Origin of the sequence: Lagierella sp., assembly GCF_029983815.1 — a bacterium.
Classification (GTDB): Bacteria; Bacillota; Clostridia; order Tissierellales; family Peptoniphilaceae; genus Mediannikoviicoccus.
Genome location: NZ_JASBYU010000009.1, coordinates 26,618 through 39,440, shown reverse-complemented (window position 1 = coordinate 39,440; position 12,823 = coordinate 26,618). Strand labels below are relative to the sequence as shown.

The following is a 12,823-nucleotide window of genomic DNA, read 5'->3' as shown; positions in this document are numbered from 1 at the left end:
AATCTGTAGGTGGGTATAAATACAATAACAAGAAGTTGAAACAAAGTACGAAATTGAAAGTCGATTTCAGTATTGTTAATTAAAGCAAATGCTTCGAATTATAAGTTTATAACAATTTATGGAAAAGTGTTTGTAATAATTAAAAGTTCGACATCTTGTTAAGGATGAAGGACCCGAACCTACGATTTAATCTAACAAAAAATTGTTGGACGGGAAAAGAGAAAGCAGTAGATCTTAGAACCATATCATAAAGAGATTTATTAGTGATAAAGGCTAAGGATAGCTTCAAAAATTAAAACCTAAGAACACAACTGAATATGTATTTTGAACCAAACAGAGTTGTACCCTATAAGTTAAGATTTATAGGAACATGAAGAAGATATTGAATAATGACAGTATCTAATCTTAGATGATTGAAAGAATCTAAGAAAAAAATTTATCTTTTGAGTAGCTTTAGAAATGATTTTCTAAAGGTATGAACAGAAGATAAGTAACTATTATTAAAGAAACCCTACGAAAGGATTTGATAATAGGTGATAGAACCTAAAAGTTCATGTAGGTTCGGGTTTGGATTCCATTAAAAGGGATAAGACAGAAAAAAGAAACTGTACTTATCCCTTTTATAATGAAATTTTAAATTGAATTACTGGGACTATCTGGGAGATAGGCTGGTTCTGATCTTTAGGGTATAATAAAAAGGATTAGAAAATTCAAGTGCTAATAGAGATAAGATTTTTAAAAAATTATTAGTAGATAGAAAGGGTGAAAATATGGCGAAGCAGTACACAAAGGAATTGATAAAAAAAGAATTTATAAAACTTGTTTCAAAGAGACCTTTAAAAAATATTACAATAGATGAACTTTCTCAGAACTGTGAAATAAATAGGAATACTTTTTACTATCACTATGAGGATATCTACATGCTAGTTCGAGAGATTTTAAATGATGAGCTTATTAAGTTAGATGAAGAATTTAATAATACTCTATCCTGGGAGGAAAGTTTTATTCTTGCAATCTCCTTTATATTGGAGAATAAAAAAGCCACTTTAAACATCTTTAGATCCATTGACCAACAGTATATCGATAATTATCTATATGAAACCTGTGGAAGGGTTATGGACAAGTTTATAGAAAATGAATGTAAAATAAAAAATATAAAACCAAAGGAAGAAGACATTAAACTAATCAGAAGCTTCTATCAATTTGCATTAATCGGTTTTTTAAATCACTGGATAGAAGAGGGTTTAAAGGACGACCCTCAGGAATATATAAATCGTCTTGGAAAGCTTTTTGAAGGAAATATCGAAAGATCCTTACGCATTAGTGAGGGGGATAGTTTTTAGTTAAATATTTTTGAATGTTTAATACTTTGGCCTTTTTAAAATAATACCTGAAATTCAAACATTTTATTTTGATGATTTAATCATTTAACAAGAGGGAAACGATATCCATTTAAACGAAATTACCTCCATGTTACTATCTAATTAAGATATCAGATGATATCAAATATACAAGGAGGTAATATTATGGATTTCAAAACTTATGATAGTAGACTTAGACTTTGTAATGGAGATTATAACAGACTAGTAAACTCTAGAAAGCCTAGTGGAATTGAAGATAAGAAGGCATATATTATAGGTGCTGATCTTGGAGGGCTGTGTGCGGCTGGATTTCTTATCAAAGATGCAAAGATGGACCCTTCAAAGATTATTTTCTTGGAAAAGGATGAAGTTCCTGGAGGCGCTTTAGATGGTAAGGTCTTAGACAACTTTGGATATGTTGCAAGGGGCGGAAGAGAAATGGGTCATCACTTTGAAGTTCTATGGGACTTGTTAAGTGTAATTCCTTCAAGGGAAGATCCTAATATGAGTATTCTTGATAATCTATACTATACAAATCTTGATGACCCTAACTATAGTAATTGTAGAATTACAGAAAAGCAAGGTCATAGGTATGATAATGCTAAGTTTAATCTTTCTCAAGAGGTGATTCAAGAGATTGCTCATCTTCAACTAACTCCTGATGAAAAGCTGCAAGGCATTTCGGTTGAAGAGATTATGTCAGAAGAATTTCTAGAAAGTGATTTTTGGACATATTATAGATCTATGTTCGCATTTGAAAACTGGCATAGTGTATTGGAGCTTAAATTATATATTAATAGGTTTATACACCATGTAGGAGGTTTACCTGATTTATCTGCTTTACAATTTACAAGATATGATCAATACGAGTCAATAGTAATCCCTATGATGAATTGGTTGAAGGAGAAGGGTGTTAAAACAGAATATTCTACCGATGTTTATGACATTGAATTTGATTTAAGTGACAATAAAAAAGTTGCGACCAAGATAGTTGCAAAGGATGCTAATACTGGTGAGGATAAATCAATTAAATTGACAGAAGATGATTTGATTTTTGTAACTACGGCGTCAATTGTAGAATCTTCAGCTTATGGTACTAATGATAAACCGGTAGATGTAAATGAAAACTTAGAGGGGAATTTTAGATTATGGAGAAATATTTCTAAAAAATCTGAAGAATTTGGTAGACCAGAAGTGTTTTGTGATAATGTTGAAAAGACAAATTGGGAGTCCGCTACAATTACAGTGAAGAGCAAGGAAATTGCTGAATATATTCAAAAAATTACTAGAAGAACACCTTATGGTGGAAAGGTGGTAACTGGAGGTATTGTAACTGTCAAGGACTCTAATTGGTTGTTGAGTTGGACCATAAATAGACAAGGGCAATATATTGAACAACCTGAAGATGAAATTGAAGTTTGGGTATATTCTTTATTTACAGATAAACCAGGAAACTACGTGAAAAAGAACATGGTGGATTGTACTGGAGAAGAAATAGCCAAGGAATGGTTATATCATATTGGAGTACCTGAGACCAAGATAGTGGAGTTGGTAAAAGATACTAGCACGATTCCTGTGTTCATGCCTTTTATTACTTCACAATTTATGCCAAGGAGTTTTGGGGATAGACCATATGTTGTTCCTAAGGATGCAGTTAACTTTTCATTCCTAGGTCAATTTGTAGAAACTTTAGATAAACCAGGAAGAGATACCGTCTTTACTACAGAGTTCTCCGCAAGGACTGCCATGGAAGCGGTTTATGTTTTAACTGGAGTGCAAAAGGCTGTTCCAGAGGTATTTGCTTCAAGATATGATATTAGATATCTTTTAGCTGGATTAAGTGCATTAAATGATGGACAAAGGCCAAAGATAAATCTTTCCCTTGCAAAAAAGGCCATTATTGCAAAGAAGATAAGTGATACAGAAATTGAAGAAATGCTAGATGAATATAATATAATTTAGCTAAAGAAAACAAGTGCTCGCGTTTTATAAGCACTTGTTTTTTATGTTATAATTTATTTCGTTAGTAATAGTAAAGAATTGGATTTATAAGACTTTATATCAGAGCAAAAGAGAGAGCGGAAATGAAAGATATTTTTGAAATGACATTGGATAATTTGGATTCCTGGGAAGAAAAATTTTTAGAAATCAAAAAAAACTGGCCAAGGCAAAATATGGACCTATCCTTAGACAGGGTGAAGGCTTACTTGGATTTTAAAGGCAATCCTCAAGATGATTTAAAGGTGATTCATATAGGTGGTACCAACGGGAAAGGGTCTACTGGAACTTTTCTTAAGTCCATTTTGGAAGAAGCGGGAATAAATGTTGGCTTTTTTTCAAGTCCTTCTATTATTTCTGACAATGACGCCATTAAGATTGGAGATAAATTTATATCCTATGAGGAATTTACAAAAAGACTATTGGAGATTTTAAATAGTTGGAGGAGATTTTTTGACGTAGACAATTTTCTATCGTTTTTTGAAGCTTCTACAATAATTGCCATAGAGTATTTCAAAGATGAAGATATTGATATTGCAATTTTTGAAGTAGGTCTTGGTGGGAGATTGGATAGTACAAATGTGTTTTCTAAAAAGCTACTCAATATCATAACCCATATAGGGTTGGATCATTTGGGTATTCTTGGAAATAGCATAAGTGAAATAGCTCTGGAGAAGTCTGGGATAATCCAAAAAGGGGATTTGGTACTGGAATACCCTATACCAAGGGAAGCCACAAAGGTCATTGAGTCAAAGGTTAAAGAGAAGAATGGTAAAGTTTTTAAACCGGATTTTACTTTTATCGAGGATAAAAAAATAGGTATTGATGGATCTAACTATTCCTACAAGAATTTAGAGGATATCACTATTAAATTAATCGGCGAAAATCAAATATATAATTCGGTTATGGCAATAGAGGCATCAAAAATTCTAAAAGAGGAATATAAGATAAATATAGATAATGAGGATATAAAAAGAGGCCTTCGTAAAGCCTTTATTCCCGGCAGGCTGGAATGGATAGATTATATGGGTAAGAAGATACTCTTAGATGGTGCCCATAATCAAGATGGGATGGACGGCTTTATTAAATTTGTAAAGAATAATATATCACCAGGGTTTAATTTGGTGGTGGGAATTCTCAAAGATAAAGAATATGAACCGATTTTTAAAAAATTATCAACATTAGATTGTTCTATATATTTAACACAAGTGCCTTTTGCTGAAAGACAACTTAAAGTGGAAGAGGCCTTTCAAAGTTTAAGTAAATATAAAGATGATAGGATACATTGCGTTTCCAACCCTATAAAGGCTTTACAAAAAGCTATAGAGGAAAGTGATGATGACAATTATGTTCTTGTCACTGGGTCATTGTATCTTATTTCCAAGATAAGAGGGTATTTATTGTCATAAAGGCATATAGGATTTGAAAAATAGGCAAAAATACCCTTTATGCCTTTTTAAATTTGTTAAAATGTACTATAATATTAAATTGAGGAAACTTATAGATAGTTTTGATTTTATAACCTACTAAAGAGGTAGGATACAATAGGGGGTAAAGATGAAAGAGCTACTAAAAGTAGAAAATTTACATGCTAAGGTAGAAGACAATCAAATTCTTAAGGGAATTGATTTAACTATAAATGCTGGAGAGATTCATGTCTTTATGGGACCTAATGGTGCTGGAAAGACAACTTTTGCAAATTGTATAATGGGAAATCAAAAATTCGAAATCAACGAAGGAAGTATCTTCTATAATGGAGAATTGATAAATGATGTTCCCGTAGATGAAAGGGCTAGAAAGGGTATCTTTATGTCCTTCCAAGCTCCTATTGAAGTTCCTGGAATTTCTGTGGAAAACTTTTTAAAGACTGCAAAGACCCAGATTACTGGGGAAAAACAAAAGATATTTGCTTTTAATAAGGAATTGAAATCCCATATGGAAAGCTTGGAAATAAATCCAGCTTATGCTCAAAGATATTTAAATGTAGGCTTTTCTGGAGGAGAGAGAAAGAAAAATGAAATACTTCAGTTGAAGGTTCTAAACCCGACTTTAGCTTTTCTTGATGAAACTGATTCAGGACTAGATGTGGATGCCATTAGAATAGTGTCTAAGGGTGTAAATGACTTTCACAATGAAAATAACGCTATAGTTATCATAACTCATCAAATTAGACTATTGGAGAAGATTTCGCCAGATTATGTTCATGTTTTTGTAGATGGACAAATAGTCAAGAGTGGTGATATGTCAATTGCCCACGACATCGACAAAAATGGATTTGATGCCTATAAGAAGGACGTGATTTAATGTCACAGAGAGAAAGAACTCAGATAGACAATATAGATAGAGGTCTATTTGATAAGAAAAATGAATTTAAATTTAAATATAAGACCAGGGCGGGCCTCAATGAAGACATTATTAGGGAAATTTCAGCTCAGAAAAATGAACCTCAGTGGATGTTGGATTTTAGACTAAAATCCTTGGAAATTTATAAAAAGTTAGAAAATCCAACATGGGGTGCGGATATTTCCGATTTAAATGTGGATGATATCGTGACCTATGTACGACCTGATTCTGACTTAAACTATAGCTGGGAAGATGTTCCAGAGGATATCAAAAATACCTTTGACGAATTGGGACTAGTAGAGGCGGATCAAAAGTCCCTTGCTGGAGTGGGTGCTCAATATGACTCTGAAGTCGTATATCATAGTATTCAGGAAAATTTAACCAAACAAGGTGTAATATATACGGATTTTGACACTGCAGTAAGAGAGTATCCTGAAATAGTGAAAGAGTATTTTATGAAGTTGATCCCACCATCAGATCATAGATTTGCAGCCTTACATGGAGCAGTATGGTCAGGAGGATCCTTTGTATATGTACCAGAAGGTGTTCATGTTGACATTCCTATACAGTCCTATTTCAGACAAAACGCACCAGGGACTGGTCAGTTTGAACATACTTTGATAATTGTAGAAAAAGGCGGTTGGTGTCACTTTATTGAAGGATGTTCCGCTCCAAAATACAATGTAAACAATCTACACGCTGGAGCTGTTGAGCTTCATGTTAAAGAAGGAGCATACCTAAGGTATTCCACCATTGAAAACTGGTCTAAGAATATGTATAACTTAAATACAAAACGTGCTGTTGTGGACAAGGATGCAACTATAGAGTGGGTTAGTGGATCCTTTGGATCTAGAGTTTCATATCTATATCCGATGAGTATTTTAAGAGGAGAAAATGCCCACAGTGAATTTACTGGTGTTACCTTTGCAACTGGAGAGCAGGAGCTTGATACGGGAACAAAGGTGGTTCATGCTGCGCCTAATACCACTTCAAATGTAAATACAAAATCCATCTCAAAGGGTGGAGGAAACGCAATCTATAGAGGACTACTCCATATAGGAAAAAATGCCTATGGTTCTAAAGCTACTACAAATTGTGAGTCCTTGATGCTTGACAATGACTCAAGGGCGGACACAATACCTGCAATTATCATTGAAAATGATGATGTGGACATCGGACATGAGGCAAAGATTGGACGTATTTCCGACGAGACCATATTCTATTTAATGAGTAGGGGAATTTCAGAAGATGAGGCAAAATCCATGGTTGTACGAGGATTTGTGGAGCCTGTTTCCAAAGCGTTACCTCTTGAATATTCCGTTGAGATGAACAATTTAATCAACTTAGAACTTAAGGGAACCATAGGTTAGGAGGGAAAAATGACAGTATATAACGAACTTCCAGTCTTAACTTTTAGATGGACAAAAGCCAATTCTGTAAGTCTTGAAGACGTCAATACAGAATTTAAAGAATATAGATTAAATCCCATTAAAAGGGGTGAGGAGTTTTTTAAGGACAGTTGGGAAAAAGAAATTACCCTTTCTGAAGACTTTGTTGGAGCAAGTAAAGAGTCTCTAAAAGAAGTAATGGAGGGGGCAAATTTTAAAAAATTCCTAATTGCAAAAGAAAATTCCAATGTTGATGTTTACTTGGATTTTTCTCTAGACGATGCCAATAAAACCCTTTTAGGCGACCTTTCCGTATACGCTTTCGAAGGAAGTACTATAAATTTAACTTTGGACTTTAATGGAGAGGAAGAAGAGGGCTATACCAACTTTTTGACCAGGGTATACGGAGAAAAGAATTCAACTATTAACATCACAAAAGTACAAAGACAAAGCAATAAAAGACATATTGAACATAGATATACTAAACTTGAAGAAAATAGTCAGTTAAACTACTTGATTGTTGACCTAGATGGACAGGAGTCCCTATATCATTATGTATCTGATCTAAAGGGAGATGACTCAAAAGCTGAGATTAACTGTATCTATATAGGGGAGGGTAAATCCCTTACTGATCTTTATAATAATATTAGATTCTTTGGTAAGAGAGCTATTGGTAATTACCAAGTTAGGGGAGCTTTAAAGGATAATGCAAAGAAGTATTTTAGAGGAACCTTAGACTTTGTAAAGGGTTGTTCTGGATCTGAAGGAGACGAAGAAGAAAATGTTATTCTCTTAAATGATAAGGTCAAATCCTTTGCTATCCCAATACTATTGGCAGGGGAAGATGATGTAGCAGGAAATCATGCTGCATCAGCAGGACAGGTTGACCCTTCTATCTTGTTTTATATCATGAGTAGAGGATTTTCTGAAAAAGAAGCTAAGAAGATGATAGTTCAAGGTTCCTTCAGCAGCATTATCGACATGATAGCAAATGAAGAATTAAGAGATTTTATCATAAAATCCCTAGATGAAAAATTGGAGATGATTTAATGAATAAGTTTAGAAAGGATTTTCCAATTTTAAATAGACAGGTAAAAGGCAGATCAATAGTCTACTTTGACAACGCGGCAACTGCACAAAGACCGGTTCAAGTTATGAAGGCTGTGGAGGAATATAATTCTAACTATAACGGCAATCCCCATAGAGCTGCTCATATATTATCCATTGATGCCACAAGGGAGTATGACGAATCAAAGGAAGCGGTAAAAAAATTTATCAATGCTGACAGTGTGGACAGTATCATATATTGTAAGAATGGTTCTGAAGCGTTAAATTTAATTGCCAGGTCCTACGGCGAAAAATTTCTAAAACCAGGGGATAAGATAGTTGTAACCATTGCGGAACATCACTCTAATATAGTTCCTTGGCAAAGGGTTTGTAGAGTTACAGGAGCGACTTTAGAATATATCTATATAGATAAAGAAACTGGAGAATATATCAAAGAGGACTTTGACAAGATCGATGAAAATACAAAGATTGTCGCATTTAATCATGTATCAAATGTTTTAGGAACTGTTTCCCCCGTAGAGGAGTTTATCTCTAGGGCAAAAAATGTAGGAGCCATTACAGTTATGGATGGTGCTCAAGGAGTGCCTCACCTACCAGTGGATGTAAGTAAGATGGACTGTGATTTTTATACATTCTCAGGCCACAAGATGCTTTCTTCCATGGGAATTGGTGTACTGTATGGAAAAAGAGAATTATTGGATAAAATGGATCCCTTTATTTTAGGGGGAGATATGATAGAGTATGTGGAGGAGCAAAGTACGACATTTGCCTCAGGAGCTACAAAATTTGAAGCGGGAACTCAAAATGTAGAAGGTGCCGTTTCTCTAAAAGCTGCCATCGACTATATGAATAAAGTTGGGTATGAATTTATAGCAAAGGTAAATGAAGAAATGATGAGATATCTAGTTACAGAAATGGATAAAATAGATCATGTGAATATAATTGGTACAAAGGACTTCTCCAAAAGAGAAGGGGTAATATCCTTTACCATAGATGATGTTCACCCCCATGATGTTGCAACAATACTCGATTCATATGGAATATCCATAAGAAGTGGACACCACTGTGCACAGCCACTAGGAAAATATCTTGGAATACCTGCCTCCAACAGGGTCAGTCCCTACTTTTATAACGACTTGGAAGAGGCAGAATACTTTATAGAAAAACTAAAAACCGTAAGGGGGGTAATGGGCTTTGGATCTTAATGAACTTTATTCAGAGGTAATTCTGGAACATAGTCAGGACAAGAGCAATAAGAGAGAGCTAGATCCCTATACATTAGAAGAGAGAGGCCATAACCCGAGTTGTGGGGACGATATAACTCTTAGACTCGATATTGAAGATGGTATCATAAAAGATGCTGCCTACACCGGCATTGGTTGTGCCATTAGTCAGGCTTCAACATCCATAATGTGTGACCAGATTAGGGGGCTTACAGTAGAAGAAGCTTATAAAAAACTTGATCTCTTTATCAATATGATTAGAGGAGAAGAAAAAGACGACGAAAAATTGGAAGAAGAGCTTGAAGAGGGATATGTCTTTAAAAATATATCCACCATGCCTGCCAGAGTGAAATGTGCAGTTTTGGCTTGGCATACGTTAAAAAATGCAATAGACGAAGGCAAGTCGCTTAAAGAGAATGAATAATATTAGAGAGATACCAGTTGGTGTCTCTTTTTTTGACTAGAAGTATGGTGTATATAATTATAGATTATTACAAAATTCTTAAGATTGTTTTAAGTACTATCTTTTTATATTTTAATTTTGTAAAATAAAAGAGAGGGTGGTAGAAAGGATTGAATTGAAAAAAGTTATTACAATCTTGCTAACCTTAAGTTTACTCATTCCCTTTGGAAATCTAGTATCAGCACAAGAAAATCAAAAGGAATTTAAGGCCAAAGAAAGTGAAGTTTTAGATTTTGCAAAGGATTTCGTAGATAAGACCTATAAATCTTTAAGGCCTATGGGTTTTAATGAACTTTCAGAAAAGTATTTAAAACCAGACAATGAGCTTTTCAATACAGAAATGGAAGTTAGAAATGCAGTTGATCATTCCACTGTTAGAGACTTTAAGGAAGATGGACTTGAAATAACACTTTTTGAACATGAATTTCAAAAAGTGGAATTAAAAGAAAAACTGGGAAATATCTATAGAGTTGAATTGGCCTTTGATGAGTCTTGGGATACTTCAGAATATAAGAATGATTCTAAAGACCCAGAAAGAACGCCTCAGGGGATGGCTCGACAAGTTATGGTAACCGTTGAAGATGAGAGTGGAAGGTTATATATAACTGACTTATTCGGCCTGAATGACGGGATTTCTTCAAGGTTAAATAAGGGTTTAGAAGAAGCTAAGCCTCTAAAGGAAGAAGCTTTTAAAAGTTTCAAGAAGGCAAGCTCTAAGACAGAGTACTATCTAAATGCTTTAGAGCCTAATGGTATAAGTCCAAAGAGAAGCAGTGATGAAACTGAGGGAGAGGTAAAAGAAAAAACATATACTTCAATTGAAGAATTGAAAAATACACAGTTAGAAAACCTTGCTAATATAAGGGAGGAATTAGTAGCTCCACCAGCTATGAATTTAAATTAAGATAATACCTTTTAAGAAGAAAAAATTAGTTAAGTATTAAAATCCACCCTCTTATTTACTTTTAAAGGAGAAAAAATGATAAAGCTATTAAAAATATTGGCAATATCCTCACTACTAATTTTGGTAGTGGGATGTGATAATGGAAAAACAAAAATTTCGGATGAAGAAGCTAAGACCTTTGGACATGACTTTGTGTCTAAATACATACTCGGCGATGGTGGATATGATTACAAAGAATTGTATGATAAGTATTTGATTGAGGATAATGAAATGTTTAATAAGGAGATGTATATTAGGCAAAAGTCATCTGAAATTTATTCTAAATTGAATTTAAGTGATTTAGTTCAAGACCCTAAAGTTTTTGACGAAAAGATAAGTAAAGGTAGTAACGAGTTTATATATGATGCTTCTGTAAAACTATATAAAAATTTAGATGAGATAAATAAGATTAGACTTGTATTTAAGGAAACTGATGAAGGGATTAAAGTAATAAACTATTATGGTTTTGATCAGTTAAGTAACTTTTTAGGTAAAGCCACTATGGTAAAAGAATATAACAAAGGTCCTGAATATTACAGCGATTCAACATCTGCAACAGGAGAAGAGTTGAAGAAGCTTCAGAGAAAAAACTTACTTGATTTATTAGGAGATGAGACGAGACAAGAAGTACAAGAATTTCCTGAATATTTAGAAAGAGACTAGAGGCTGATTGGCCTCTTTTTCTATTGCTCCCTATTGATAATAGATTTCAAATATGTTGATTTATGCTATAATATGGGTATTATGATTTTAGGAGGCTTATATGAAAAACAATAAGACGTTAAAGATAATTTTACCTATTGTAATTGTAGCGGTGCTTGTAGGTATGTATTTTATAAAGAATAGTGATAGTAAGGATACAATTTCAAACAGTAAGGTTGAAAGTACAAATATAGCAGGGGAATCTGGAAGTAAATCGGAACTTTTGGAAACGGAAGTTCCAAACTTTGAAGAATATGCCAAAAAGAAACTTCCTGTAATTGTGGACTATGGATCTGATACCTGTGAACCGTGTAGAATGATGGAACCACATTATAAAGCCTTTCATGAAAAGATGGAAGGTAAAGCAATAGTTAAATATGTGGATATTGATTTAAATAGGGATGCTGCTAAGGAAGTACCTATTCAAGTAATTCCTACTCAAGTTTTATTCAATGCAGATGGCACACCTTATGTTCCAAGTGATGAAATTAAGGAAAAAATTCCCTTTGAAATGTATAATCACAAGGTTACAAAGAAACATATCTACACAATTCATCAAGGTTTCTTAAATGAGGAACAACTTCTTGAAATCGCCAAGGATATGGGAGTAAAAGAATAATGATAAACTCTTGGCTTAGTCAACTTGCTTTAATCATTGGCGATAACCCTTGGATAGCTCCTGTACTATCTTTGATAGCAGGGGCTTTAACTTCACTGACGCCCTGCAGTCTGTCCACCATACCTCTAATTATTTCCTATGTCAGTGGGTTGGAGGAAAGAGATAGCAAGAGGGCTTTTAAATACTCTGTAATCTTTGCTATAGGCATGGCTATAACCTTTGTAGGTTTGTCTATTATTGCGGTTTTTGCAGGAATGTTAATAGGAACGACTTCAAGGCTTTGGTATATCATACTAGGGGTACTAATGATCTTAATGGCTCTACAGACATGGGGAATATATGAGATAATTCCCTCAAGAAGGCTTATGTTGAAGGATCATAAACGGGGATCTATAGGTGCCTTTATTGCAGGAGTGGTGGGTGGATTTTTCTCTTCTCCCTGTTCAACGCCTGTATTAGTTGCCCTTCTAGGAATTTTATCTAGAACTGGAAATATCCTATGGGGGATTTTTCTTATGCTTATGTATTCAATTGGTCATAGTTTTTTGGTGATACTCTCAGGGACTTCAGTGGGATATGTTAAAAGAATGAAAAATAGCAGGACCTATTCTAGAGTTGGAAAAGTTCTTAATACGTTCCTTGGATTTCTAGTTTTACTCATAGGATTTTATATGTTTTGGAACGCTTTTTAGTTGGAGAAATAAAAATAGGGAGG

The 12,823-nt window shown here is 34.1% G+C and carries 12 protein-coding genes; all 12 read left to right on the top strand.

What is annotated here, in order from left to right; genetic code table 11:
* Positions 1-770: 770 nt before the first annotated feature.
* The 12 genes from Q1K37_RS05105 to Q1K37_RS05050 all read left to right on the top strand — a co-directional run bounded on the left by Q1K37_RS05105 (position 771) and on the right by Q1K37_RS05050 (position 12,800).
* Complete coding sequence (locus tag Q1K37_RS05105) at positions 771-1,343, top strand: TetR-like C-terminal domain-containing protein (RefSeq protein ID WP_300410103.1); 573 nt, start codon at positions 771-773, stop codon at positions 1,341-1,343.
* Between the two features lie 183 nt (positions 1,344-1,526).
* On the top strand, positions 1,527-3,323 hold the full coding sequence (locus Q1K37_RS05100) for an oleate hydratase (protein ID WP_300410101.1): 1,797 nt from the start codon (positions 1,527-1,529) through the stop codon (positions 3,321-3,323).
* Between the two features lie 122 nt (positions 3,324-3,445).
* On the top strand, positions 3,446-4,768 hold the full coding sequence (locus Q1K37_RS05095) for a folylpolyglutamate synthase/dihydrofolate synthase family protein (RefSeq protein WP_300410099.1): 1,323 nt from the start codon (positions 3,446-3,448) through the stop codon (positions 4,766-4,768).
* Positions 4,769-4,916: 148 nt separating this feature from the next.
* A complete protein-coding gene (gene sufC / locus Q1K37_RS05090) occupies positions 4,917-5,663 on the top strand; it encodes a Fe-S cluster assembly ATPase SufC (RefSeq protein ID WP_300410096.1) in 747 nt (248 codons plus the stop codon).
* On the top strand, positions 5,663-7,072 hold the full coding sequence (gene sufB / locus Q1K37_RS05085) for a Fe-S cluster assembly protein SufB (protein WP_300410094.1): 1,410 nt from the start codon (positions 5,663-5,665) through the stop codon (positions 7,070-7,072). The genes sufC and sufB overlap by 1 nt, the downstream gene beginning before the upstream one ends.
* A 9-nt stretch (positions 7,073-7,081) precedes the next feature.
* Positions 7,082-8,140 (top strand): SufD family Fe-S cluster assembly protein, encoded by a 1,059-nt coding sequence (locus Q1K37_RS05080; protein WP_300410092.1) that lies wholly within the window; start codon positions 7,082-7,084, stop codon positions 8,138-8,140.
* Positions 8,140-9,363 carry a SufS family cysteine desulfurase gene (locus tag Q1K37_RS05075; protein WP_300410089.1) on the top strand — a complete coding sequence of 408 codons (1,224 nt, stop codon included), beginning with the start codon at positions 8,140-8,142 and terminating at the stop codon, positions 9,361-9,363. Before Q1K37_RS05080 ends, Q1K37_RS05075 begins: the two co-directional genes overlap by 1 nt.
* Positions 9,353-9,805 carry a Fe-S cluster assembly sulfur transfer protein SufU gene (sufU, locus tag Q1K37_RS05070; protein WP_300410087.1) on the top strand — a complete coding sequence of 151 codons (453 nt, stop codon included), beginning with the start codon at positions 9,353-9,355 and terminating at the stop codon, positions 9,803-9,805. Before Q1K37_RS05075 ends, sufU begins: the two co-directional genes overlap by 11 nt.
* Positions 9,806-9,959: 154 nt before the next feature.
* Positions 9,960-10,748: a hypothetical protein gene (locus tag Q1K37_RS05065; RefSeq protein ID WP_300410085.1), complete on the top strand. Its 789-nt coding sequence runs from the start codon at positions 9,960-9,962 to the stop codon at positions 10,746-10,748.
* A gap of 75 nt (positions 10,749-10,823) precedes the next feature.
* Positions 10,824-11,450: a hypothetical protein gene (locus Q1K37_RS05060; RefSeq protein ID WP_300410082.1), complete on the top strand. Its 627-nt coding sequence runs from the start codon at positions 10,824-10,826 to the stop codon at positions 11,448-11,450.
* Positions 11,451-11,550: 100 nt separating this feature from the next.
* Positions 11,551-12,108, top strand: a complete 558-nt coding sequence (locus Q1K37_RS05055) for a thioredoxin family protein (protein ID WP_300410080.1) — start codon at positions 11,551-11,553, stop codon at positions 12,106-12,108.
* Positions 12,108-12,800, top strand: a complete 693-nt coding sequence (locus tag Q1K37_RS05050; protein WP_300410078.1) for a cytochrome c biogenesis CcdA family protein — start codon at positions 12,108-12,110, stop codon at positions 12,798-12,800. The genes Q1K37_RS05055 and Q1K37_RS05050 overlap by 1 nt, the downstream gene beginning before the upstream one ends.
* Positions 12,801-12,823 lie beyond the last annotated feature (23 nt).

Excerpts from the sequence above, each read along its gene's own strand:
- Q1K37_RS05105 (WP_300410103.1), top strand. The coding sequence starts at position 771 with ATGGCGAAGCAGTACACAAAGGAATTGATAAAAAAAGAATTTATAAAA.
- Q1K37_RS05100 (WP_300410101.1), top strand. The coding sequence starts at position 1,527 with ATGGATTTCAAAACTTATGATAGTAGACTTAGACTTTGTAATGGAGAT.
- Q1K37_RS05095 (WP_300410099.1), top strand. The coding sequence starts at position 3,446 with ATGAAAGATATTTTTGAAATGACATTGGATAATTTGGATTCCTGGGAA.
- sufC (WP_300410096.1), top strand. The coding sequence starts at position 4,917 with ATGAAAGAGCTACTAAAAGTAGAAAATTTACATGCTAAGGTAGAAGAC.
- sufB (WP_300410094.1), top strand. The coding sequence starts at position 5,663 with ATGTCACAGAGAGAAAGAACTCAGATAGACAATATAGATAGAGGTCTA.
- Q1K37_RS05080 (WP_300410092.1), top strand. The coding sequence starts at position 7,082 with ATGACAGTATATAACGAACTTCCAGTCTTAACTTTTAGATGGACAAAA.
- Q1K37_RS05075 (WP_300410089.1), top strand. The coding sequence starts at position 8,140 with ATGAATAAGTTTAGAAAGGATTTTCCAATTTTAAATAGACAGGTAAAA.
- Q1K37_RS05060 (WP_300410082.1), top strand. The coding sequence starts at position 10,824 with ATGATAAAGCTATTAAAAATATTGGCAATATCCTCACTACTAATTTTG.
- Q1K37_RS05055 (WP_300410080.1), top strand. The coding sequence starts at position 11,551 with ATGAAAAACAATAAGACGTTAAAGATAATTTTACCTATTGTAATTGTA.
- Q1K37_RS05050 (WP_300410078.1), top strand. The coding sequence starts at position 12,108 with ATGATAAACTCTTGGCTTAGTCAACTTGCTTTAATCATTGGCGATAAC.